21 protein-coding genes are annotated in these 23,190 nt (G+C 73.8%); 8 read left to right on the top strand and 13 right to left on the bottom strand.

The genetic code is table 11. The features are described from left to right. Nucleotides 1-13: 13 nt before the first annotated feature. Together KPL60_RS07520 and araB are read right to left on the bottom strand one after the other, a co-directional pair. Complete coding sequence (locus tag KPL60_RS07520; RefSeq protein WP_226365348.1) at nucleotides 14-700, bottom strand: L-ribulose-5-phosphate 4-epimerase; 687 nt, start codon at nucleotides 698-700, stop codon at nucleotides 14-16. Further along, on the bottom strand, nucleotides 697-2,400 hold the full coding sequence (gene araB / locus KPL60_RS07515; RefSeq protein ID WP_226356834.1) for a ribulokinase: 1,704 nt from the start codon (nucleotides 2,398-2,400) through the stop codon (nucleotides 697-699). The genes KPL60_RS07520 and araB overlap by 4 nt, the downstream gene beginning before the upstream one ends. A 554-nt stretch (nucleotides 2,401-2,954) precedes the next feature. Here araB and chvE point away from each other — a divergent pair. From chvE to mmsB, 3 genes are all read left to right on the top strand, one after another. Further along, nucleotides 2,955-4,085 (top strand): multiple monosaccharide ABC transporter substrate-binding protein, encoded by a 1,131-nt coding sequence (chvE, locus tag KPL60_RS07510; protein ID WP_255655606.1) that lies wholly within the window; start codon nucleotides 2,955-2,957, stop codon nucleotides 4,083-4,085. An 89-nt stretch (nucleotides 4,086-4,174) separates the two neighbouring features. Next, nucleotides 4,175-5,692 (top strand): sugar ABC transporter ATP-binding protein, encoded by a 1,518-nt coding sequence (locus KPL60_RS07505; RefSeq protein ID WP_226366048.1) that lies wholly within the window; start codon nucleotides 4,175-4,177, stop codon nucleotides 5,690-5,692. After that, entirely contained in the window at nucleotides 5,689-6,939 is a 1,251-nt protein-coding gene (gene mmsB, locus KPL60_RS07500) for a multiple monosaccharide ABC transporter permease (RefSeq protein WP_226356836.1), read from the top strand. Before KPL60_RS07505 ends, mmsB begins: the two co-directional genes overlap by 4 nt. Before the next feature lie 80 nt (nucleotides 6,940-7,019). Here mmsB and KPL60_RS07495 read toward each other — a convergent pair whose 3' ends face one another. From KPL60_RS07495 to KPL60_RS07475, 5 genes are all read right to left on the bottom strand, one after another. Then, complete coding sequence (locus KPL60_RS07495; protein ID WP_226365347.1) at nucleotides 7,020-8,027, bottom strand: aldose epimerase family protein; 1,008 nt, start codon at nucleotides 8,025-8,027, stop codon at nucleotides 7,020-7,022. Then, nucleotides 8,024-9,049 (bottom strand): galactofuranose ABC transporter, permease protein YjfF, encoded by a 1,026-nt coding sequence (gene yjfF / locus KPL60_RS07490; RefSeq protein WP_226356838.1) that lies wholly within the window; start codon nucleotides 9,047-9,049, stop codon nucleotides 8,024-8,026. Before yjfF ends, KPL60_RS07495 begins: the two co-directional genes overlap by 4 nt. Then, entirely contained in the window at nucleotides 9,046-10,059 is a 1,014-nt protein-coding gene (locus KPL60_RS07485) for an ABC transporter permease (protein ID WP_226366047.1), read from the bottom strand. The genes yjfF and KPL60_RS07485 overlap by 4 nt, the downstream gene beginning before the upstream one ends. A 148-nt stretch (nucleotides 10,060-10,207) precedes the next feature. After that, nucleotides 10,208-11,782 carry a sugar ABC transporter ATP-binding protein gene (locus KPL60_RS07480; RefSeq protein WP_226365346.1) on the bottom strand — a complete coding sequence of 525 codons (1,575 nt, stop codon included), beginning with the start codon at nucleotides 11,780-11,782 and terminating at the stop codon, nucleotides 10,208-10,210. Between the two features lie 108 nt (nucleotides 11,783-11,890). Next, the gene (locus KPL60_RS07475) at nucleotides 11,891-12,904 is read right to left on the bottom strand and encodes an ABC transporter substrate-binding protein (protein WP_226356840.1); all 1,014 of its coding nucleotides are present in this window, start codon (nucleotides 12,902-12,904) and stop codon (nucleotides 11,891-11,893) included. A gap of 451 nt (nucleotides 12,905-13,355) precedes the next feature. On the opposite strand from KPL60_RS07475, the gene KPL60_RS07470 reads away from it, so the two are divergent. Then, the gene (locus KPL60_RS07470; protein ID WP_226356841.1) at nucleotides 13,356-14,345 is read left to right on the top strand and encodes a LacI family DNA-binding transcriptional regulator; all 990 of its coding nucleotides are present in this window, start codon (nucleotides 13,356-13,358) and stop codon (nucleotides 14,343-14,345) included. Between the two features lie 11 nt (nucleotides 14,346-14,356). Here the strand turns inward: KPL60_RS07470 and KPL60_RS07465 are convergent, their stop codons facing one another. Further along, complete coding sequence (locus tag KPL60_RS07465; RefSeq protein ID WP_226365345.1) at nucleotides 14,357-15,352, bottom strand: LLM class flavin-dependent oxidoreductase; 996 nt, start codon at nucleotides 15,350-15,352, stop codon at nucleotides 14,357-14,359. 128 nt (nucleotides 15,353-15,480) lie between these two features. Between KPL60_RS07465 and KPL60_RS07460 the strand changes: the two genes are divergently transcribed. Next, complete coding sequence (locus KPL60_RS07460) at nucleotides 15,481-15,855, top strand: phosphotransferase (RefSeq protein WP_308016745.1); 375 nt, start codon at nucleotides 15,481-15,483, stop codon at nucleotides 15,853-15,855. Between the two features lie 25 nt (nucleotides 15,856-15,880). Here the strand turns inward: KPL60_RS07460 and KPL60_RS07455 are convergent, their stop codons facing one another. Continuing rightward, nucleotides 15,881-16,375, bottom strand: a complete 495-nt coding sequence (locus KPL60_RS07455) for a MarR family winged helix-turn-helix transcriptional regulator (protein WP_374203877.1) — start codon at nucleotides 16,373-16,375, stop codon at nucleotides 15,881-15,883. A 68-nt stretch (nucleotides 16,376-16,443) separates the two neighbouring features. Here KPL60_RS07455 and KPL60_RS07450 point away from each other — a divergent pair, with 68 nt between their 5' ends. Continuing rightward, the gene (locus KPL60_RS07450; protein WP_226356843.1) at nucleotides 16,444-16,887 is read left to right on the top strand and encodes a Rid family hydrolase; all 444 of its coding nucleotides are present in this window, start codon (nucleotides 16,444-16,446) and stop codon (nucleotides 16,885-16,887) included. Between the two features lie 7 nt (nucleotides 16,888-16,894). On the opposite strand, the gene KPL60_RS07445 is transcribed toward KPL60_RS07450, so the two are convergent. Next, entirely contained in the window at nucleotides 16,895-17,377 is a 483-nt protein-coding gene (locus KPL60_RS07445; RefSeq protein ID WP_226356844.1) for a CGNR zinc finger domain-containing protein, read from the bottom strand. Between the two features lie 96 nt (nucleotides 17,378-17,473). Between KPL60_RS07445 and KPL60_RS07440 the strand changes: the two genes are divergently transcribed. After that, nucleotides 17,474-18,340 carry an alpha/beta fold hydrolase gene (locus KPL60_RS07440; protein ID WP_226365344.1) on the top strand — a complete coding sequence of 289 codons (867 nt, stop codon included), beginning with the start codon at nucleotides 17,474-17,476 and terminating at the stop codon, nucleotides 18,338-18,340. A gap of 28 nt (nucleotides 18,341-18,368) precedes the next feature. Here the strand turns inward: KPL60_RS07440 and KPL60_RS07435 are convergent, their stop codons facing one another. Beyond that, the gene (locus KPL60_RS07435; RefSeq protein ID WP_226356846.1) at nucleotides 18,369-19,004 is read right to left on the bottom strand and encodes a TetR/AcrR family transcriptional regulator; all 636 of its coding nucleotides are present in this window, start codon (nucleotides 19,002-19,004) and stop codon (nucleotides 18,369-18,371) included. Between the two features lie 130 nt (nucleotides 19,005-19,134). On the opposite strand from KPL60_RS07435, the gene KPL60_RS07430 reads away from it, so the two are divergent. Then, nucleotides 19,135-19,752 carry a hypothetical protein gene (locus tag KPL60_RS07430; RefSeq protein WP_226365343.1) on the top strand — a complete coding sequence of 206 codons (618 nt, stop codon included), beginning with the start codon at nucleotides 19,135-19,137 and terminating at the stop codon, nucleotides 19,750-19,752. Nucleotides 19,753-19,796: 44 nt separating this feature from the next. On the opposite strand, the gene KPL60_RS07425 is transcribed toward KPL60_RS07430, so the two are convergent. Both KPL60_RS07425 and KPL60_RS07420 read right to left on the bottom strand, forming a co-directional pair. Continuing rightward, on the bottom strand, nucleotides 19,797-21,353 hold the full coding sequence (locus KPL60_RS07425) for an FAD-dependent oxidoreductase (RefSeq protein WP_226365342.1): 1,557 nt from the start codon (nucleotides 21,351-21,353) through the stop codon (nucleotides 19,797-19,799). Between the two features lie 100 nt (nucleotides 21,354-21,453). Next, the gene (locus KPL60_RS07420) at nucleotides 21,454-23,172 is read right to left on the bottom strand and encodes an ABC transporter ATP-binding protein (protein ID WP_226365341.1); all 1,719 of its coding nucleotides are present in this window, start codon (nucleotides 23,170-23,172) and stop codon (nucleotides 21,454-21,456) included. Nucleotides 23,173-23,190 lie beyond the last annotated feature (18 nt).

The following is a 23,190-nucleotide window of genomic DNA, read 5'->3' as shown; positions in this document are numbered from 1 at the left end:
GGGCCTGCGGCGCTCAGCGCTGCCCGTAGACGTTCTGGTAGCGGTCCCAGAGACTGTCGATCTCGTCCTGGGGGATGGGCACGGTGTCGCCGAGCTGGCGGGCGAGGTGCACGGTGCGGGCGACGTCCTCGCACATCACCGCGGCCTTCACCGCGGCGCGGGCGTCGGCGCCGATGGTGAACACGCCGTGGTTCTGCATGATCACGGCGGGGGAGCGGCTGCCGGTCAGGGTCTCGACGACGCCGCGGCCGATCGACTCGTCGCCGATCAGCGAGAACGGGCCGACCGGGATGTCCCCGCCGAACTCGTCGCTCATCGCGGTGAGCACGCACGGGATCGGCTCGGCGCGCGCCGCCCACGCGCTGGCGTAGGTGGAGTGGGTGTGCACCACGCCGCCGACCCCGGGCATGGCCCGGTAGACGTGGGCGTGCGCCGCGGTGTCCGACGACGGCGTCAGGTCACCCTCGACCGGGGTGCCGTGCAGGTCGCACAGCACCATGGTCTGCGGGGTCAGGTCGTCGTAGGAGATCCCGCTGGGCTTGATGACCATCAGGTCGTGGCCGGGGACGCGGGCCGAGACGTTGCCCGCCGTCCAGACGACCAGCCCGTAGCGGACCAGCTCGGCGTGCAGCGCACACACCTGCTCGCGCAGCCGCGCCACGGTGGCGGCGACGCCGGGGGAGGCCAGGGTGTCGGTCATGCGTCGAGGTCTCCTTCTCGCTGGGCGCGCGCCTCGCGGCGGATCGCGCGCAGGCGGTGCATCACGTCGTCGCCGCCCCGGCCGAAGTGGTCGTGCAGGCGCGTGTACTCGGCGAACAGGGCGTCGTAGGACTTCGCCGACTCCTCGTCGGGCAGGTGTGCGCCCTCCCGGACGCGGCCCATCGCGGCGGCCGCGGTGGGCATGTCGGGGTGGACCCCCGCGGCGACGGCCGCGTGGATCGCCGAGCCCAGGGCCGGGCCCTGCCCGGTCTCGACGACGGTGAGCGGCAGCCGGGTCACGTCGGCGTAGATCTGCATGAGCAGGGCGTTCCGGGTGAGCCCGCCGGAGACGATCAGCTCGGTCACCGGGACGCCGGAGGCCGCGAAGGTCTCCACGATCATCCGGGTGCCGAACGCGGTGGCCTCCAGCAGCGCCCGGTAGGTGTCCTCGGGCCGGGTCGCGAGGGTCTGCCCGACGACGACGCCGGACAGCTCGTGGTCCACCAGCACCGACCGGTTGCCCGAGTGCCAGTCCAGCGCGACGAGCCCGTGCTCGCCGACCGCCTGCCCGGCGGCCAGCTCGGTCAGGTACTCGTGCACGCCGAGGCCCCGCGCCCGGGCGGCCTCGTGGTACGCGGGCGGCACGCCGTGCTCGACGAACCAGCCGAAGATGTCGCCGACGCCGCTCTGCCCGGCCTCGTAGCCCCAGAGCCCGGAGACGATGCCGCCGTCGACGACGCCGCACATCCCGGGCACCTCGCGCAGCACGTCGGAGCTCATGACGTGGCAGGTGCTGGTCCCCATGATCGCAACCATCTGCCCGGGCCGGACGGCGTTCGCCGCGGCGGCGGTGACGTGGGCGTCGACGTTGCCGACGGCGACCGCGATGCCCTCGGGCAGCCCGGTCCAGCCTGCCGCCTCGGCGGTCAGCGTCCCGGCGACGGCGCCCAGCTCGCCGATCTCGTGGGCGACCTTGGTCTCGGCGAACCCGGCGAAGGCCGGGTTCAGCGCACCGAGGAAGTCGCGGCCGGGATAGGCGCCGTCCTGCAGGATCCCCTTGTACCCGGCCGAGCAGGCGTTGCGGACGTAGCGGCCGCACAGCTGCCAGACGATCCAGTCCGCGGCCTCGACCCAGCGTTCGGTCCGGGCGTAGACCGCGGGGGCCTCCTCCAGGACCTGCAGGCCCTTCGCGAACTCCCACTCCGAGGAGATGAACCCGCCGTAGCGGGGGAGCCAGCTCTCGCCGCGCTCGGCGGCGAGGGCGTTGATGCGGTGGGCCTGCGGCTGGGCGGCGTGGTGGCGCCAGAGCTTGGTGTAGGCGTGCGGCTCGTCGGCGAGATCGGGCACCTCGTTCAGTGGGGTGCCGTCGTCGAGGGTCGGGACCATGGTGCAGGCGGTGAAGTCGGTGGCGATGCCGACCACCCGTGCCGGGTCCACCCCGGCGGCGGCGACCGCCTCGGGGACGGCGTGGCGCAGGACGTCGACGTAGTCCGACGGCACCTGCAGCGCCCAGTCCGGCGGCAGGCGCAGGTCCGGCCGGCCCGGCAGGGCGTCGGTGACGACGGCGTGGGTGTAGGCGTGGACGGCGGTGCCGAGCTCGGCCCCGTCGGCGGCACGGACGACGACCGCCCGTCCGGACAGCGTCCCGAAGTCGACGCCCACCACGAGGGCGTCGGCGGGGTCGACCGGTGGTCGGATCATGAGCACTTCCTCGGGTCACGAAACGGCCGGCCGAACGATCGGGCGGCGAGCAGATGTTATCGCTAACAGCATACGAACTCAACGGTCCGATCCCGGTCCCTGCTCGCAGCGGGGTCGATCGTGCGGCACGTTCACCTGCTGTGCGTCGCCGCCGGCCGGGTCGTCGGGGCCGGTCGCCGGGCCGGGGCGCCGGGTCGGGCGGGGCCGGCGCCGGTGGCCGGCGGCGCCGGCGTCGGGGGTGTCGGCGGTCGCGGCGGCCCGTTCCGGCACCTGCCGCTTCGGCTCGAGCCGGGGGCCGGTCGCGTCCCGGCGGTTCCTCGGCTCGTGTTAACCCTCACGTGAGGCGGAACGTTCGCGTCGTCGTGGGCGCCGCCCGCACCGGGCGGTGACCGGTACGGGACTGATCGACTCTGTTCAAGGCGGTACATAACGGACGGATAACGACACTTCCGTCGCTCTTCGTCGCTGGTTAGCGTTCACATTCAGGGTCTCTCCCGACCTGACCGGTGAGACCCGCTGCCGTCTCGACGAGGAGATCGCCTGTGTTCACGAGGATGCGCACCGTCGCCGTCGGTGCCCTGCTGGTGCTGGGACTGGCCGCCTGCGGCGGCCAGGGAGCCGGGGGAGGTGGCGGCGCGGGGGCGGGTGCGGCACCCGGTGACCTGACGGTCGGCGTGTCGATGCCGACCCAGACCTCCGAGCGCTGGATCGCCGACGGCAACGCCGTCCGCGACCAGCTCACCGCGGCCGGCTACCAGGTCGACCTGCAGTACGCGGGCGACGACATCCCGACCCAGTCCCAGCAGATCGACCAGATGGTCACCAGCGGTGCCGACCTGCTGCTCGTCGCGGCCATCGACGGGACCGCCCTGTCCGGGCAGCTGCAGGCGGCCAAGGACGCCGGCATCCCGGTCATCGCCTACGACCGGCTGATCCGGGAGAGCCCGAACGTCGACTTCTACGTCACCTTCGACAACTTCCAGGTCGGCGTCGCCCAGGCGAAGGCCCTGCTGCGCGGCATGGGCCTGCAGGACGCCGACGGGGCGCCCGGCCCGAAGAAGGGCCCGGTCGTCGTCGAGCTGTTCGCGGGCTCGCTCGACGACAACAACGCCTTCTACTTCTTCGACGGCGCCATGTCGGTGCTCAAGCCGCTGATCGACAACGGCACGGTCCGGGTGAAGAGCGGCCAGACCACCATCGAGCAGGCGGCCACGCTGCGCTGGGCGCAGGAGACCGCACAGAAGCGCATGGAGGACCTGCTCACCTCCTCCTACAACGACGGCAGCCGCCCCGACGGCGTCCTCTCGCCCTACGACGGCATCTCTCGCGGTGTCATCACCGCCCTGCAGAACGCGGGCTTCGGCACCGCGGCCAAGCCGATGCCGACCGTCACCGGCCAGGACGCCGAGATCGCCTCGGTGAAGCTGATCGACGACGGGGTGCAGAGCTCCACGGTCTTCAAGGACACCCGCAAGCTCGCCGAGCAGGCCGTCACCGCGTCGAAGGCGTTCCTCGACGGCGGCACCCCGCAGGCCAACGACACCACCACCTACGACAACGGGGTGAAGGTCGTGCCGTCCTTCCTGCTGCCGGTCCGGACCGTGTTCAAGGCCGACATCCGGCAGGTCCTCGTCGACTCGGGCTACTACACCGCCGAGGACGTCGCCCGCGGCCGCCAGGGCTGAATCAGTCGAGCCGGCCCATCCCTTCCGCGACGGAGGACGACGTGACCGACCACGACCCCGGCGGCGACCCGCCGGAGAACATCCTCGAGATGCGCGACATCACCAAGACCTTCCCGGGGGTGACCGCGCTGTCGGAGGTCTCGCTCGCGGTGCGCCGCGGCGAGATCCACGCGATCTGCGGTGAGAACGGCGCCGGGAAGTCGACGCTGATGAAGGTGCTCTCCGGGGTGCACCCCGCAGGCACCTACGACGGCGAGATCGTCCTCGACGGCCGGCCGGCCCGGTTCGCCGGGATCCGCGACTCCGAGGCCGACGGCGTCGTGATCATCCACCAGGAGCTCGCGCTGGTGCCGCACCTGTCGATCGCCGAGAACGTGTTCCTCGGCAACGAGCGGCGCGGCCGGCTGGGACTGGTCGACTGGCGGCGCACGCACGCCGAGGCCGCCCGCCTGCTCGCCGAGGTGGGCCTCACCGAGAACCCGGCGACGCCGGTCGGGCGGCTCGGCGTCGGTAAGCAGCAGCTCGTCGAGATCGTCAAGGCGATGACCAAGGACGTGCGCCTGCTCGTCCTCGACGAACCCACCGCCGCGCTCAACGACACCGACTCCGCCCACCTGCTCGAGCTGATCCGGCGCTTCCGTGACAACGGCATCACCTCGATCATCATCTCGCACAAGCTCGACGAGATCGTTGCGATCGCCGACCGCACCACCGTCGTCCGCGACGGCCGGACCGTCGAGACCTTCACCGTCGCCGACGAGCCCGCCCCGCGGAACCGCATCATCCGCGGGATGGTCGGCCGCGACCTCGCCTCCTTCTACCCGGACCGCGTGAGCAGTCCGGGGGAGGAGCTGCTGCGGATCAGCGACTGGACGGTCTGGCACCCGACCCAGGACCGCAAGGTCGTCGACGCCGCGTCGCTGTCGGTGCGGGCCGGGGAGGTCGTCGGCATCGCCGGGCTGATGGGGGCGGGCCGCACCGAGCTCGCGATGAGCGTGTTCGGGCGGTCCTGGGGCCGCGACGTCAGCGGCACCCTGCGGGTCGGGGGCCGCGAGGTCCGCGCCCGCTCGGTGTCCGACGCGATCGAGGCCGGGCTGGCCTACGTCACCGAGGACCGCAAGCACCTCGGCCTGAACCTGGTCGACGACATCCGGCGCAACGTCTCCGGCGCGGGCCTGCGCCGGCTCGCCCGCCGCGGCTGGGTCGACGGCGACGCCGAGCTGCGCGTCGCCGAGTCCTACCGGCGCGACCTCGGCATCCGGGCGGCGAGCACCAGCGTCGGGGTCGGGACCCTGTCCGGCGGCAACCAGCAGAAGGTCGTGCTGGCCAAGTGGCTGTTCACCGAGCCGGACGTGCTGATCCTGGACGAGCCGACCCGCGGGATCGACGTCGGCGCCCGCTACGAGATCTACGTGATCATCAACCGGCTCGTGGAGGCCGGCAAGGCGGTCCTGGTGATCTCCTCCGAGCTGCCCGAGCTCCTGGGGATCTGCGACCGCGTCTACACCCTGTCGGCCGGACGGATCACCGGTGAGGTGCCGGTCGCCGAGGCCACCCAGGAGGGCCTGATGGCCCTCATGACCCAGGAGGCGGAGAGCTCCGCATGACCAGCACCCTCCCGAAGAAGGACCCCTCCTCCGACGAGCGTCCCGGCGCCGGGGCGGCGGCCCTGCACTCCGGCACGAGCGACCTGCGACGACTGTTGGCCGGCAACGTCCGCCAGAGCGGCATCGTGATCGCGTTCGTGGCGATCGTCGCGCTGTTCGCGGTCCTCACCGGCGGCGTCTCGCTCAGCCCCGGCAACATCACCAACATCGTCCTGCAGTACTCCTACATCCTGGTCCTCGCGATCGGGATGGTGATCGTCGTCGTCGGCGGGCACATCGACCTCTCGGTGGGGTCGGTGGTCGCGCTGACCGGCGCGGTCGCCGCGGTCCTGGTGATCGGCGGCGGGCTGCCCTGGTGGGTCGGCGTCGTCGCGGCCGTCGGCGTCGGCGTGCTGGTCGGTGTCTGGCACGGCTTCTGGGTCGCCTACGTCGGCATCCCCGCCTTCATCGTCACCCTCGCCGGGATGCTGCTGTTCCGCGGGCTGACCCTGCAGGTGCTGGGCAACATCTCGCTCTCGCCGTTCCCCGCGGGCTACCAGCAGATCGCGGGCGGCTTCGTCAACGGGCTCATCGGCGGCCGGGGCTACGACGCCTTCACCGTCCTGATCGCCGCGCTCGGCGTCGCCGGGTACGCGGTGCTCGCCTACCGGAGCCGGGTCGCGAAGGTGCTCGACCTGCAGCAGGTCGAGTCCTTCCCGCTGTTCGCCTGCCGGATCGCACTCGTCGGGCTGGTCGTCATGGCGTTCGCCTGGCAGCTGGCCTCCTCCCGCGGGCTGCCCGTGGTGCTGGTCGTGCTCTCGGTGCTGGTGCTCGCCTACGGGCTGCTCACCCGGCACACGGTGTTCGGCCGGCACGTCTACGCCCTCGGCGGCAACGCGGCCGCGGCCCGGCTGTCCGGGGTGCGGGTCAGGGCCGTCACGTTCTGGATCTTCGTGAACATGGGCTTCCTGGCCGGCGTCGCCGGGGTCATCTACTCGGCGCGGTCCAACGGCGCCCAGCCCGCGGCGGGCACCATGTTCGAGCTCGACGCGATCGCCGCCGCGTTCATCGGCGGTGCCGCGGTGACCGGCGGGGTCGGGACCGTGGTCGGCGCGCTGGTCGGTGGCCTGATCATGGCCGTGATGAGCAACGGCATGCAGCTCATGGGCGTCGACCAGTCCGTGCAGTCGGTCGTGAAGGGACTCGTGCTGCTGTTCGCCGTCGCGTTCGACGTGTGGAACAAGCGCCGCGCCCGCGGCGACGGCTGACCGCGTCCGGGTGCGACGACGGACGGGCCGGTCCGCGAGGTGCGGACCGGCCCGCCGGGGTCGGTGGGGACGGGGTGGGCTCAGGCCGTGTCGACGCCGCAGCGCAGCAGGATCCGGCTGCGGTAGGTGTCGCCGGGCCGCAGCACCGTCGACGGGTAGTCGGGACGGTTGGGTGCGTCCGGGAAGTCCTGCGGCTCCAGGCAGAAGGCGTCGCCGCGGCGGGCGGGCCGCCCGTCGGGGAAGGTGATCGAGCCGTCGAGCATCGTCCCCGAGTAGAACTGCACGCCCGGCCGGTCGGTGAACACGGTCAGGGTGCGGCCGGTGAACGGCTCGGCCACCCGGGCCGCGCCGCGCAGGCCGTCGACGACCGGGCCGCCGTCGTCGAGGACGAAGGTGTGGTCGAAGCCGCCGGCCACCGCCAGCTGCGGGTGGTCCCGGCCGAGCCGCTCGCCGACCCGGACCGGGACGCGCAGGTCGAACGGGGTGCCCGCGACCGGGGCCGGGGGACCGGGGAGCGGGACGAGACGGTCGTCGACGGGCAGGTAGCGGTCGGCCCAGACGGTGATCTCGCAGCCGGCCACCCCGGCCCCGCCGAGGGTGAAGTAGGCGTGGTTGGTCAGGTTCACCACGGTCGGGGCGTCGGTCCGGGCGGTGAGCTCGATGGCCACGTCGGACCCGGTGACGGTGTAGACGACGGCGACGTCCAGGGTGCCGGGGTAGCCGCCGTCGCCGTCGGGGCTGCGGTGGGTCAGCGTGACGCGCCGTCCGCCGGGCACCTGCTCGACGGGCCCGGAGGCGAAGTCGGCGTGGTCGAACCCGGCCGACCCGCCGTGCAGCGACGCCCCGGGCTCGTTGCGCGTCAGGACGTGCTCGGTGCCGTCGAGGACGAACCGCCCGCCGGCGATGCGGTTGGCGAAGCGCCCGACCGTCGCGCCGCGGAACGCCGGGTCGGTGCGCGGGTCCGCGCAGCCGAGCAGCACCTCGTCGACGACGCCGTCCCGGTCGGGCGCGCGCAGCCCGGCGAGCCGGGCGCCGTGCGGGTCGACCGTCACCGCGACCGGCCCGCCGGGCCCGCCCAGGTCGATCACGACGCGCCCGGCCCGCGCCGGGCGAACGCCCGCTGCAGCAGCACGAACACCAGCAGCAGGGCCCCGATCACGATCCTGGTCCACCACGAGCTGAGGGTGCCCTCGAAGGAGATGAAGGTCTGGATCAGGCCGAGCACCAGCACCCCGAGCAGCGACCCGACGACCAGGCCGACACCGCCGGACAGCAGCGTCCCGCCGATGACGGTCGCGGCGATGGCGTCGAGCTCGGTGCCGACGGCGGCCAGGCTGTACCCGGACAGCGAGTAGAAGGTGAACAGCAGCCCGGCCAGCGCCGAGCAGAACCCGCTGATCGCGTAGACCGCGACTCGGGTGCGCCCGACCGCCAGTCCCATCAGCATCGCCGAGTGCCGGTTGCCGCCGACGGCGTAGACGGTCCGGCCGAACCGGGTCCGGTGCAGCACCCACGCGGCGACGGCGACGACGACCAGCGCCACGACCACCGACGGGCTGACGAAGGACCTGCCGCCCAGCGGGATCGCGGCCTGCGCGATCGCGGTGAACGTCGGGTCGGTCACCGGGACCGACTCGACGCTGATCACGTAGCAGAGCCCGCGGGCGAGGAACATCCCGGCGAGCGTCACGACGAACGGCTGGATCTCCAGGTGGTGGATGACCAGCCCCATCGCCGTCCCCAGCGCGACGCCGACGACCAGCACCGCGAGCATCACCGCCGGCGCGGGCCAGCCGTCCGCGAGCAGCGTCGCGGCCAGCACCCCGGACAGCGCGACCACCGACCCGACCGACAGGTCGATGCCGCCGGTGAGGATCACGAAGGTCATGCCGACCGCGAGGACGATCAGGTAGGCGTTGTCGACGAACAGGTTGAGGAAGACCTGCGGGGACAGGAAGTTGTCGTAGCGGACCGACCCCGCGCCGAACAGGAGCACGAACAGCACGAACGTCGCGAGGACCGGCAGCACCTGCGTCGAGGGCCGGGGCAGGCGGGACAGCAGCGATCCGGTGGGGTCCGGCCGGGTGGGCCGGGGCGTCGTGGTCGTCATCGGGACACCGCCTGGAAGGTGGTCGGGGTGCCGGCGGGCTTCCGTCGCCTGCGGGCGAGGGCGGACCGGACCTTCGGGGACTGGAGCAGGCAGACCGCGATGATCACGACGGCCTTGAACACCAGCGTCACCTCGGGCGCGATGCCGACGGTGTAGACGGTGGTGGTGAGCGTCTGCAGGATCAGCGCGCCGACCAGCGTGCCGCCGATGGAGTACCGGCCGCCGGACAGCAGCGTCCCGCCGATCACGACGGCGAGGATCGCGTCGAGCTCGATCCAGAGCCCGGCGTTGTTGGCGTCGGCCGCGGTGACGTTCGAGCTGATCAGCAGCCCGGCGACGCCGGCGCAGAGCGCGACGAACAGGTAGACCGACCAGACGATGCCGCGGGCCCGCACCCCGGCCAGCCGGCTCGCGGTGGGGTTGATGCCGACCGACTCCAGCAGCATCCCCAGCGCGGTGCGCCGGGTGAGCAGGGCGACGGCGAGGTAGACCAGTGCGGTGAGCACGACCGCGACCGGCAGGCCGAACCAGAACCCGCTGCCGAGCACGGCGTAGGTCGGGTTGGACACGGTGACGATCTGCCCGTCGGTGATCAGCATGGCGATGCCGCGCCCGGCGGTCATGAGGACCAGCGTCGCGATGATCGGCTGGATCCCGAGCACCGAGACGATCGCTCCGTTCCAGACGCCGAGCACCAGCGCCAGCACCAGGGCGACGCCGATCCCGGACAGGGCCGCGCCGGGGGAGGTGGGGTCCGGCGAGGACGCGATCCAGGTGCAGGCCACCGCCCCGGAGATCGCGACCGTGGCGCCGACCGACAGGTCGATCCCGCGGGTCGCGACGACGAGGGTCATCCCGAGCGCGATCAGCGCGGTCGGGGCGCCGTTCTTGGCGATGTCGACCAGGCTGCCGTAGAGGGCGCCGTCCTGGACGGTGATCGTGAAGAACCCGGGCGACCACACCAGGTTGGCCAACAGCAGCGCCGCCAGGGTCAGGACCGGCCAGAACAGCGACGACCCGACGACGCGCGACCAGGGGCGCGGCCCGGTGCCCCGACCCGGTGACGGGGGAGCGGCCGGGGCGTCCGGCGCCGCCGTCGCGGGGGCGGCCGCCGTAGGTCCGTCCGGGTCGCCGGTGGCGGTCCGGGTGGGGGCGGGGTCAGGCAGCAGGGGTGCCACGGTGGGTGCCTCCCTCGGCGACGATCTCCATGACGGCGGCGGTGGAGGCCTCGGCGCGGCTCAGCTCCGCGACCTTGTGCCGGTCGCGCAGCACCGCGATCCGGTCGGAGAGCCGCACGACCTCCTCCAGCTCGGCGGAGACGAAGACGACGGCCATGCCGTCGCCGGCGAGCTCCGCGACCAGCTTCTGGATCTGGGTCTTGGCGCCGATGTCGATCCCGCGGGTCGGTTCGTCGAGGATCAGCAGCTTCGGGTCGGTGATCAGCCAGCGGGCGAGCAGCACCTTCTGCTGGTTGCCGCCGGAGAGGTTGCCGACGAGTGCGTCCGGGTCCGCCGGGCGGACGTCCAGCGCCGAGATCCACTTCGCGACGAGCGTGTCGGCGGTGCGGCGCGGGATCCGGCGGGCCCAGCCGCGCCGGGCCTGCAGGGCGAGCACGATGTTCTCGCGCACCGACAGGTCGGCGATGATGCCCTCGCCCTTGCGGTCCTCGGAGCAGAACGCGATGTGCTCGGCGACGGCCGCGGTCGGGCCGCCGAGGGTGACCTCGCGGCCGTCGACCCGGATCGACCCGGTCTCGGTGCGGTCGGCGCCGAACAGCAGCCGCACCAGCTCGGTGCGGCCCGACCCCAGCAGCCCGGCGACGCCGACGACCTCCCCCGGGTGCACCGCGAGGTCGGCGGGGGCGACACCGCCGGCCCGGCCGATGCCCCGGGCGTCGAGGAACGGGGTCCCGGTGCGCGTGGCGCCCTCGCCCGCGGGCTGGCGGTCGAGGTCCTCCAGCTCCTCCAGGGCGTGGCCGACCATCTTCGACACCATCTCCAGGCGCGGCAGGTCGGCGATCGCGTACTCGCCGACGAGACGGCCGTTGCGCAGGATCGTGGTGCGGTCGGCGAGCTCGTAGACCTGGTCGAGGAAGTGCGAGACGAACAGGATCGCCACCCCGGCGTCGCGCAGCTCGCGGATGACGCGGAACAGCTCCCGGACCTCACCGGCGTCGAGGCTGGAGGTGGGCTCGTCGAGGATCAGCACCGACAGGTCGGTGGCGACGGCCCGGGCGATCGCGACGAGCTGCTGCACGGCGAGCGGGTGGTCACCGACGAGCGAGGCCGGGTCGAGGTCCAGCCCGAGCCGCCCGAGGACCGCGACGGCGGTGCGCCGCACCGCGGCCCGGTCGATCCGCCGCCCGCCCCACCACGGGGCCCGCGGCTCGCGGCCCAGCATGATGTTCTCGGCGACGGAGAGGTTCGGGCAGAGGTTGACCTCCTGGTAGACCGTGGTGATCCCGGCCTCCTGGGCGTGCCCGGGCCCGGTGAACTCCCGGCGTTCGCCGCGGACGGTGAGGGTGCCCGCGTCGATGCCGTGGACCCCGGTCAGGGCCTTGATCAGGGTGGACTTGCCGGCGCCGTTCTCGCCCATCAGGGCGTGCACCTCGCCGGGGAACAGCCGCAGGTCGGCCCCGTCGAGGGCCTTCACCCCCGGGAACCCGATCTCGATGCCGTGCAGTGCCACCACGGGATCGGTCGTGGCGGCCGGGGGTGGTCCGGTCTCGGTCATCGCGTCTCCGGGAGTCGTCCCGGGCGCGGCCGCGCGCGGCACCCGGGAGTGGGAACCGCCCGGTGCCGGTGGATCGTGCTCCACCGGCACCGGGCGGACGGTGCGGGATCAGTACTTGCGCTCGGCCAGGACGGCCGCGGCCTGGGCCTGGTCGAAGGTGGTCTCGGTGACCTCGACGCGGGCCGGGACCTGCTCCCCGGCGGCGACCTTCTTCACCATGTCCATCAGCTGTCCGCCGAGCAGCGGGTTGCACTCGACCATGTAGTTGATCTTCCCGTCGGCGGTCGCCTGCATCCCGTCCTTGGTGGCGTCGACAGAAATGATCGTGATGTCCTTGCCGGGCACCTTGCCCGCCGCGGTGATGGCCTCGATGGCGCCGAGAGCCATGTCGTCGTTCTGGGCGTAGACCACGTCGATCTTCGGCTGGGACTTCAGGAACGCCTCCATGACCTGCTTGCCGCCGGAGCGGGTGAAGTCACCGGTCTGCGAGGCGACGACCTTGATCGCGGGCGTGCCCGCCGTGGCCTGCTTGAACCCCTCGGTGCGGTCGATGGCCGGGGCGGCGCCGGTCGTGCCCTGGAGCTCGACGACGTTCACCTCGGGCTTGCCCGCCGAGTCCTTCACCAGCCACTCGCCGGCCTTCTCGCCCTCCTTGACGAAGTCGGATCCGATGAAGGACTTCACCAGCGACGGGTCGGCGGAGTCGATCGAGCGGTCGGTGAGCACGACCGGGATCCGGGCCCGCTTCGCCTCCTGGAGCACGGTGTCCCAGCCGGTCTCGACGACCGGGCTGAACGCGATCACGTCGACCTGCTGCTGGATGAACGACCGGATCGCCTTGATCTGGTTCTCCTGCTTCTGCTGGCCGTCGGAGAACTGGAGCTCGATCCCGGCCTGCTTCGCCGACTCCTGGATCGAGGCGGTGTTCGCGGTGCGCCAGCCGGACTCCGCGCCGACCTGGGCGAAGCCGAGGGTCAGCGTGTCCGGGGCGGCTCCGCCGGACCCGCCGGAGCCGCAGGCCGCGATCCCGGCGGTGAGGGCGATGGCCGCGGCGACGCCGGCCAGCCGGCGGAAGACGCGGCGCCCGGTGGGTGCCGTCGGGGTGGGTGTCGTCGTCGACATCGGGATCCTCCGTGTGGTGCGCGGCGGTGCGCGGCCTGCGGGGTGAGGGCCGGAGCCGGATCCTGTGCGGTCCGGTGTGCCGGCGGTCTCGGTGGTGAGCAACTGTTAGCGCGAACACGGCGGTGGGTCAAGGGTCGGTGTGGCCGCCGGACCGATCGTCCGTCGATAGGTGATCGCGTCCGCTGCCGGTCCTGGACATCGTTGATGTGAAGGTTAACAATCACGCTGTCCGGTTCCCGCGGTCCGCGGGCGCCGGACGGTCTCCCGGCCGCCCGGGGGACGCGTCGGCGGGGTGGCCGGGAACGTCCCGGTCGTGCAGGGGTCCGGCGAACGCCCTCCGTAGGGGAGACGGTCACGGACGGCTACGCTGCACCGATCGGAGGGGGACGGCGTGGGGATCGCGATGGAGCCGGGGTCGGGGCCGAGGCCGGGGCCGGGACGGGCACCGTCCATGTTCGACGTGGCCCGTCGTGCCGGGGTCTCCCACCAGACGGTGTCGCGGGTGCTGAACGCGCACCCGAACGTCCGGGAGAGCACCCGGGTGCGGGTCCGGACCGCGATCGAGGAGCTCGGTTACCGGCCGAACCGTGCCGCCCGCACCCTGGTGACCGGCCGCGACCGGGTGCTCGGCGTCGTCGCGCCGCGGTCCACGCTGTTCGGCCCGGTGTCGCTGCTCGCCGCGTTCGAGGAACAGGCGGTCGGCGCCGGGTTCGGCGTGAGCGTCGTGCGGGTGCGCGAGATCGACGGCGAGTCGGTGCGCCAGGCCGTCCAGCGCCACCTCGACGGACAGGTCGCGGGCATCGTCGTGATCGCGCCGGTGGCGTCGGTGGCCGAGGCGCTCGACACCGTGCCGCGTGACGTCCCGCTCGTCACCGTCGACGGCGATCCCGACCAGCAGCTGCCGATGGCCACGGTCGACCAGGTGGAGGGCGGCCGGATCGCGACCGAGCACCTGCTGGCCGCCGGCCACGCGACGGTCTGGCACGTCGCGGGCCCCACCGACTGGTTCGACGCGGCGGGCCGTGCGGCCGGCTGGGCCGCGGCGCTGCACGCGGCCGGGGCCGAGGTGCCGCCGGTGATGGCTGCGGACTGGAGCGCGGACGCCGGGTACCGGGCGGGTGAGCTGATGGCCCGGATGCCCGAGGTGACCGCGGTGTTCGCCGCGAACGACGCGCTGGCCACCGGCCTGCTCCACGCCTTCCACGACCGCGGCCGGAGCATCCCCGGGGACGTCAGCGTCGTCGGGTTCGACGACGTGCCCGTCTCGGCGCACCTCATCCCGCCGCTGACCAGCCTGCGCGCGGACTTCGAGGCCGTCGCCCGCGAGGCGCTCGACCTGCTGCTGAACCACGAGGCCGGGCCGGACGTGTCGCAGGCGGTGCACCGGAAGATCGCCCCGGTGCTGGTGTCCCGCGACAGCGTCGGCCCGCCGCCCCACTGACGGCGTCGCCGTCAGCTCGTGTTCTGGACCTTCGTCGCCAGCAGCTCCCAGCTGCGCCACCAGCTCTCCCGGCGCGGCGCCGGACCGGTGACGATCAGCTCGTCGGCGTCGGCGCGGGCGGCGAACTCCTCCAGGTAGGTGGTGACGGTCTCCGGTGTCCCGACCGCGGTGTAGCGGGTCATCGACCGGATCTGCCCGCCCGAGGCGCTGTCGAGGACGGCGTCGGCCTCGGCGTCGGTGAGCGAGGCCCCGCGACGGCCGGTGAACAGCCGGACCCGGGACCGCTGCACCTCACGCTGGATCTGCTGTGCCTCGTCGTCGGAGTCGGCGGCGATGACGTTCACCCCGGCCAGGACGTGCGGGGCGGACAGCTGCTCCGACGGCCGGAACTCCCGGCGGTAGAGCGCCACGGCCTGCTCCAGGGCGTCCGGCGCGAAGTGCGAGGCGAAGCCGTAGGGCAGCCCCAGTGCGGCCGCGACCTGGGCGCCGTAGAGCGAGGACCCCAGGATCGTCAGCGGGACGCCGGTGCCGCGGCCCGGGTGGGCCTCGACGCCCCGGACCAGGCTGGTGGTCCCGAGGAACGCCTGCAGCTCCTGCACGTCCTGCGGGAAGGTCTCCGACGCGCGCGGGTCCCGCCGCAGCGCCGCGACGGTCGCCTGGTCGGTGCCGGGCGCGCGGCCGAGCCCCAGCTCGATGCGGCCGGGGTGGAGCTCGGCGAGGGTGCCGAACTGCTCGGCGATCTGCAGCGGCGAGTGGTTCGGCAGCATCACACCGCCGGAGCCGAGCGTGATGCGCTCGGTGTGCGCGGCGACGTGGGCGATGAGCACGCTCGTCGCCGCCGACGCGATCGAGCCCATGTTGTGGTGCTCGGCGTACCAGATCCGGCGGAACCCCCACTCCTCGGCGCGTTGCGCCAGCTGGGTGCTGGCCTCCAGGCCCTGGGCGACGGTCTCACCCCGGGCGACGGTGGCCAGGTCCAGAATCGACAACGGCAGCGGTAGCGGCATGACAGCACCTCACGATCGACACGGTGACCTCTCCGTCAACGAACCGGAGGCGCATCCTCTTCCGCTCCGCGGGATCCGGAACGGAAATGTGGTGAGGCCGGCTCCGGCACGGGGGCGAACCCCTCGACATCGGCGCCGCGACCGCGGCCTGGGAGGCGGCGCTCGCCGTCCCGGGGCCGACCGGCCCGCCGGTATGGGTGCACGCCGACCTCATGCCCGGCAACCTGCTGGCGCGCGGTGGCCGGCTCGCCGCGGTCCTCGACCTGGCGACCGCGGGGCTCGGCGACCCGGCGGTGGACCTCGTCCCCGCGTGGAACCTGCTCCCGCCGCCGGCCGTCGCGGCCTTCCGGGGCGCCGTCGACGCCGACGACGCGACCTGGGCCCGCGGGCGCGGCTGGGCGCTGGCCATGGCACTGGTGCAGCTGCCGTACTACCGCGACAGCCACCCGGTCATCGCCGCCAACGCCCGTCACGTGCTGGGCCGGATCCTCGGCGACGGCTGACCGGCGCCCTCCCGGTCGCGCCGGCTCAGGACGGCGGGAGGTCCTGCACCCCCAGCGCGACGGCGATCCGGCCCAGCGCCGCCCGGTCCGCCGCGTCGAGCCGGTCGAGGACGAGGGCGCGGACCGCACGCAGATGGGTCGGCGCCGCGGCGTGCACGACGTCGAACCCGGCGTCGGTGAGGGCCGCGAGGGTGTAGCGGCCGTCGTCGGGGTCGGGGGAGCGGTGCATCCAGCCGCGGCCCTCCAGCCGTTTGACCACGTTGGACAGCCGGGACAGCGAGCCGTTGGTCAGGAAGGCGAGCTCGCTCATCCGCAGGCTGCGCCCAGGCGCCTCGGACAGGTGGCTGAGCGTCAGGTACTCGAACAGCGTCAGGCCGTGCGCCTGCTGCAGCGGTGCCTCCAGCCTGCCGGGCAGCAGCATGATCAGCGAGACCAGGCCCGTCCACGCGGCCTTCTCCCCGCCGTCGAGCCACGTCGGCCCGTCACCGCCTGCCTCCGGTGTCGCCCGGTCCGTCGTCACCCGTCGCTCCTGTCCGTGGGTACCGGAGCGCACTTTACAGGTGAACTCATGACTTGTAGCTTGAATTCATGGATGAAGTCATCGACCGCGAGACCGCCACCTTCCACGTCACGCCGGGCTACGGCGTGACCGCCCGCGACCTGCTCGGCTACAGCCAGGCGGTCCGGATCGGCAACCGGGTGGAGACCTCGGGCCAGGGCGGCTGGGACGACGACCTGGTCGTCGCCGAGGACCTGGAGCAGGAGATCGTCCAGGCGTTCGACAACGTCGGGCGCACGCTCGCCGAGGCGGGCGCGACCTGGGCCGACGTCGTGCACGTGAACTCGTACCACAAGGTCGCGCCCGGGTCCGACGCCATCGGCGACGAGCACAACCGGATCATGGTCCGGGAGTTCCGCAGCCGGCTCGGCGGGCGGGCCCCGGTCTGGACCCAGACCGGCGTCACCGTGCTCGGGGTCGCCACCATGCGGGTCGAGATCCGGGTGACCGCCCTGGTGGAGGGGACCGGCTGAGGGTGCCTCAGTGGGTCCGCTCGTAGTGCCGGCGCGCCTTGGCGCGGTTCCCGCAGACCGCCATCGAGCACCACCGGGCGCGGTTTGCGCGGCTGCGGTCGAGCAGGAACAGCCGGCACGCGTCGTTCGCGCAGGGGCGCAGCCGGCCGGGCAGCTCCTCCTCGACGGCGGCCCAGGCGAGGACGGCCTCGACGGCGAGCCGGGCGTGCGGGGGGGCGACGGTCCGCCAGGTCAGCCGCCCGTCGGTGAGCTCCGGCGTCCGGTGCACGCCGTCGAGGAGCGGGGCCAGTGCGACGCCCGGGTCGGTGTCCCCCCGTGCGACCCGGGTGAGGGCGTCCCGGGTCTCGCGCAGCGCCGCCAGCTCCTCCGGGCCGCCGTCGCCGCCGTGTGCCCGGGCCCAGCGGCTCCCGGCGACGGGGTCGCGGAGGGCGTCGCGCTCCGTGCCGTCGACCAGGGGTCTGCTGTTGAGCAGGTCCAGCAGCAGGTCCACGTCGTCTCCTAACCGCATCGAGTCCTTTGACAGGTTACATGCGGGCGTGCTTCCGTGGGGAAGTCTAACCACATCAAGCATGTGAAGGAGTTAGTCATGCCGCTCGTCCACCACCGGACCGCGACCGTCGACGGACACGAGATCTTCTACCGGGAGGCCGGTCCCGCCGACGCGCCCACGATCGTCCTGCTGCACGGCTACCCGACCAGCTCGTCGATGTTCCGGCAGCTGATCCCGCTGCTGGCCGACGACCACCACGTGATCGCGCCGGACCACCTCGGCTTCGGGTACTCCGCCGCCCCGTCGGCGTCGGAGTTCGACTACACCTTCGACGCGCTCGCGGACATCACCGACGGGCTGCTCGAGCTGCTGGGCGTCGACCGCTACGCCCTCTACGTCCAGGACTACGGCGCACCGATCGGCTGGCGGCTCGCACTCGCCCACCCGGAGCGGATCACCGCGATCGTCACCCAGAACGGCAACGGCTACGAGGACGGGTTCGTCGAGTCGTTCTGGACCGACGTCTGGGCCTACGGGGACGCGCCCGGCCCGGAGACCGAGCCCGCCGTCCGTGCCGCCCTCGGCCTCGACGCGATCCGGTGGCAGTACCTGCACGGGGTGTCCGACCCGGGCACGGTGGACCCGGACACCTGGCACCACGACCACACGCTCGTCTCCCGCGAGGGCAACGACGCGGTCCAGCTCGCGCTGTTCCGCGACTACCGCAACAACCGCCCGCTCTACCCGCGCCTGCACGGGTTCCTGCGCACCACCGGGGTCCCGGTGCTGGCGGTGTGGGGGCGCAACGACGAGATCTTCGGACCGGACGGGGCGCGGGCGTTCGCCCGCGACGCCCGGGACGTCGAGGTGCACCTGGTGGACGGCGGCCACTTCCTGCTCGAGAGCCACCTCGACGTCGTCGCCGGCCACCTGCGACGCTTCCTGGAGCGGGTCCCGGCGTGACGCGTGCACCCGGGGGCCGGATGCGCGATCAGGACCGGCCGTCGTCCTGGGTCTCGCCGCCCGGGTCGCCCAGGACGGCGTCCACGGCCAGGTAGAGGGTCTCGGTCTCGGTCCGCAGGATCGAGTCGGCGGCGGGCAGTGCCCGTTCCATGCCGAGCCCGTCGACCACGGTCATGAGGAACCGTGCCCGCCGGGCGTTGTCGCCCGGGGCGAGTGCGCCCTCGTCGACCAGGGTCGTCAGCCAGTACTCGACCCGGCGCCGCACCTCGCGCTCGATGGCGAGGTAGGCCCGCCGGTTCTCCTCGGTCGGCTCGGGCACGACGAAGGTGTCGACCGCGGTCCGCAGCGCCCGGCGCGCCTGCTCTCCGACCCCGGTCCGGGTCAGCACCTCCCGCAGGCAGGCGGCGAGGCGGTCCCGGGCCGGCACCGCGGTGTCGTGGATGGCGTCGTCGGGGGCGACGAGGTCGTAGACGCGGGTCAGGACCTCGTCCTGCAGCGCCCGCTGGGTCGGGAAGTGGTGGCGCAGCGAGCCGGTGCTGACCCCGGCCCGCGCGGCGACCGCGCGCACGCTCAGCCGGGTCCCCGGGTCCTGGCCGAACAGCTCCATCGCGGCCAGGAGCACCCGGTCCCGGCTGCCGAGCCTCCGCCGCTGCGTCTCGTCCACCCCCGGCAGCCTACTAGTACACCGTGTTAGCGTGCCGGCGCACGGACCAACACAGTGTGTTGGTCAAGGACACGGGTTCGGGGGGGACCAGATGCTGACCGAGTGGCGACGACACCGCGCCGTCCGACGGGTGAGGCCGGGCGACGGCAGTCCGCTGAAGCGTTTCCGCTGGTGGCAGATGTTCCTGGGGCGCGCCCTGCTGCACCTGGACCTGGTCGGCGCCGACGGGCGGCCGGTGCGGTACTCCGTCGACGTGCGCCACCAGGGCAGCGGGGAGAACGGGCAGGTCGTCGCGCAGGTGTACCGCGACGGGCGGCACCACGCGTCGTCGCGGGTGCCGGCCGTCGTCCCGGTCGAGGGCGGCGCGATCGAGGTCGCGACGAGCGGGTTCGGGGTGAAGCGCTGCCGGTACGTCACCGCGGCCGGTGCGGTCCGGCAGCTCGTCCCGGACCCGCGCTCGGCGGAGGGCCGCCGGGCCCGCCTGGAGCGCGAGCACCCGTCGCTCAGCCGCGTGCTCGGTGTCGTGTCGGTGGTGGCGCTGGTCGTCGGCGTCGGGCTGAACCTGCTGCAGCTGCTGGAGCCGCTCAGCCGGATCCCGCCGGTCGCGGCGGCGGTCGGGGTGTTCGAGTCGCCGGTCCACCTGCCGATCTGGCTCAACATCGCGCTCGGTCTCGCGGCCGCCCTGGCCAGCACCGAACGGGCGCTGCGGCTGCGCTACCACTGGCTGCTCGACGGCGTCGGCAACTGAGCCGGGCGTGCCCCGGCGGTCCGCCCGCCGGGGCACGCCCCCGGTCAGGCGGCCGGCTCCCCGAACCAGCGGCGGGCCGCCCGCCCGAACGCCGCGGGATCGGGCCGGTCCCCGCCGACCCAGGCCACGACGCCGTCGGGGCGCAGGAGGACGGTGCCGGTGCCGAGGTCGTCGCGCAGCGGGCCGGTGACGCGGCGGATCCGGTCCGCCCAGCCGCGCGCCGCGGTGCCCAGTGCGGGGTCGGCCCCCGGGTCGAGCAGCACACCCGAGCCGGTGGTCGTCAGCTCACCGAGCCAGGTGCCGTCGGCGAGGCGGAACTCCGGCGCGACCCGCCCGACCATCGGGTGTGCGTCGCCGAGGTCGAGACGCAGGCCCGCGCCGGAGGTCCGCAGGTAGACGTAGCCCGCGCCGTCGCGGGTGGTGAGCAGGTCGCGCACCACCGCCTGGAGGGCGGCGGCCTGCGGGCCGGGCCGCATGAGCGCCACCTGGGCGCGGGACCAGTCGAGCACGGCGGCCGCGACCGGGTGCCGTTCGTCGTCGTAGGTGTCGAGCAGGCCGTCCGGGGCGGTGCCCCGCGCCGTGGCGGCCAGCTTCCAGCCCAGGTTCAGCGCGTCGGCCAGGCCGGAGTTGAGGCCCTGCCCGCCCAGCGGGGAGTGGATGTGCGCGGCGTCGCCGGCGAGCAGCACCCGTCCCCGCCGGTAGGTCGTCGCCTGCATGGAGCGGTCGGTGAAGCTGGAGGCGTTCCACACCTCGAGCAGGGTCACGTCGGTGCCCGACACCCGGCGCAGGACCTCCTGGAGGTGCTCGGGCGTCGGCGGCCGCGAGCGGTCGAAGGCACCGCCGTCGAAGTCCATGATCCCGAGGTGCCCGTCGGTGGGCATCCGTAGGTACATGCCCTGCGGGGTCAGGGTGAAGCCGCGGTCGAGCTTGTCGAGGTCGTCGACCCTGGCGTGCAGCACGTAGCCGGTGAACTGCGGCTCCGTGCCGACGAAGTCGAACCCGGCGAGCCGCCGGACGGCGCTGCGGCCGCCGTCGCAGCCGACCACCCACCGGGCGGGGAACGTGCCGGTGCCGCTGTGCACGACCACCCCGTCGTCGTCCTGGTCGAGGCCGGTGACCGGGGTGTCGCGCAGGATCCGGACCCCGAGCTCGCCCGCGCGCCGTGCCAGCATCCCCTCGACGTCGGCGAGGTGGATCATCAGCCGGTCCGTGGCCGGGGTGGGGAGCCGGGGCGGGAGCGCGGTCTCGTCGAGCTCGACCCCGCCCAGCATGATCCCGGCGAAGTGCCCGGCCCGCGGCGGCGGCAGCACCCCGTCCCCGGCCTCGGCACCGGGGTCGGTGCGGTCGTCGGCCGCGGGGTCCGGGCCGAAGCCGGCCGGGGTCGGGCCGACCGCCTCCCGCAGCGCGGGCAGCAGCCCTCGCCGGTGGAAGGCCTCCACCGAGGCCGCGGTCAGCCCGCGCATCCCGAGCGGCGCGGTCCGCCAGGGGTTCTCCCCGCCGGGCTCGCGTTCGAGCACCGTCACCGAGCAGCCCGCGAGACCCAGCTCGCAGGCGAGCAGCAGACCGACCGGGCCCGCTCCCACGATCACCACGTCGTCCACACCGATCGCCTTCTTCCGTCGTCGAGGTCGTGACCCGAGACTGCGCCCGGCCGCTGGCGCGGGGCACGCACGCGGCACGCACGGCCCTGGCACCGCCGGGTCAGGCCCCGGCGCCGACGGCCTGGGCGGCGGCCAGCGAGCGGTACAGCTCGTCGGAGGCCAGCAGCTCCTCGTGCGTGCCGACCGCGCGGACCCGGCCGCCGTCGAGCACCACGACGGCCTCGGCGTCGCGCACGGTGCGCAGCCGGTGCGCGACGACCAGCACCGTCGCCCCCGTACGGCGCCCGGACAGCAGCTCGTGCAGCGCCTCCTCGGTGCCGCTGTCCAGGTGCGCGGTCGCCTCGTCGAGCAGCAGCAGACCCGGCCGGCGCAGCAGCGCGCGGGCGATCGCGACCCGCTGCCGCTCCCCGCCGGACAGGGTGACCCCGCGGGCCCCGAGCGGGGTGTCGAGCCCCCGGGGCAGGCGTTCGACCAGCTCGGTGAGCCGGGTCGCCCACACCACCTCGGCCAGTGCGGGGGCGGTGGCGTCCGGGGCGCCCAGCAGCAGGTTCTCCCGCAGCGTCCCGTCCAGCACGGGCGAGTCCTGCTCGACCACACCGACCCGGCTCCGCCAGGTCGCGCGCGGGACCGCGGCCAGGTCGACCCCGTCGACGGTCACGGTCCCGCCGGTCGGCGGGTGGAAGCGCAGCAGCAGCGACAGCAGCGTCGACTTCCCCGCCCCGGACGGCCCGACCAGCGCGACCCGGGACCCGGCGGGGACGGCGAACCGGACCCCGCGCAGCACCTCGGCGCGGCCCGGGTGGGCGAAGCGGACGTCGTCGAACACCAGCGACGGCGGGCCGGTCCGCGGCGGGACCGGGAACGCGCCGGGGTCGACGTCGTCCTCGACCGGGATGTCCTCCACCTCGGCGAGCCTGCGGGCGGCGCCGAGTCCCTGCTGCAGCGTCCCCACCGCCGACACCAGCTCGGTCAGCGGCGTGGCCAGGTAGAACAGGTACAGCAGGAACGCGACCAGCGTGGACACCGTGAGCGCGCCGGTCGCGACCAGCCCGCCGCCGACGGCGAGCACCACGAGGAACGACGCCTGCAGCGCGAACTCCGCCCCGGCGACGAGCAGCGCCTCCCAGCGCGCCTGCACCACACCGGCCCGGAACGCGGCGGTCGCGGCGTCGTCGACGGCGGCCTGCTCGCGGCGCTCGGCCCCGTACGCCTTCACGGTGCGGGCCGCGCCCAGCACCCGGTCCAGGACGGACCCGACGGTGCCGACGGCGGACTGGGCCTGCTCGGTGGCCCGGCGGATGCGCGGCAGCACGAGCGCCGCGGGGGCACCCACCACGACCAGCACCGCGACGGTCACGCCGAACAGGCGCAGGTCGAGCACCGCCATCAGCACCAGCGCCCCGACCATGCCGACCGCACCGTTGACCAGGGTGACCGGCGCCGAGGTCGTCGCGTGGCGGACCAGGCCGGTGTCCGAGGTCGCGCGGGTGACCAGGTCACCGGGGGCGCGGGTGTCGAGCTCGGGCACCCGGATGCGGACCAGCCGCGCGGCGAGCCGCCGCCGGATGCTCAGCACCACGTGCTCGCCGGTGCGGTCGAGCAGGTAGCTGTTGACGCCGTTCGCGACCGCGCTGCCGAGCACCAGCAGGCTGAGCAGGACGACCGGGACGAGCAGCGAGCCGCCCCCGCCGAGCGAGTCGATCACCGACTGCGCGGCGAGTGGCTGGGCGAGGCCGGCGGCGCTGCCGAGCAGCGCCAGGACCAGGCCCGCGGCGAGCAGCCCGCGGTGGGCGGCGGCGTGCCGGAGGAGGTAGTGCATCGTGCGGTCGTCTCCCTG

Origin of the sequence: Pseudonocardia sp. ICBG162 (assembly GCF_020496225.1) — a bacterium.
Taxonomy (GTDB): Bacteria; Actinomycetota; Actinomycetes; order Mycobacteriales; family Pseudonocardiaceae; genus Pseudonocardia; species Pseudonocardia alni.
This window is presented reverse-complemented; position numbering and strand designations above follow the sequence as displayed.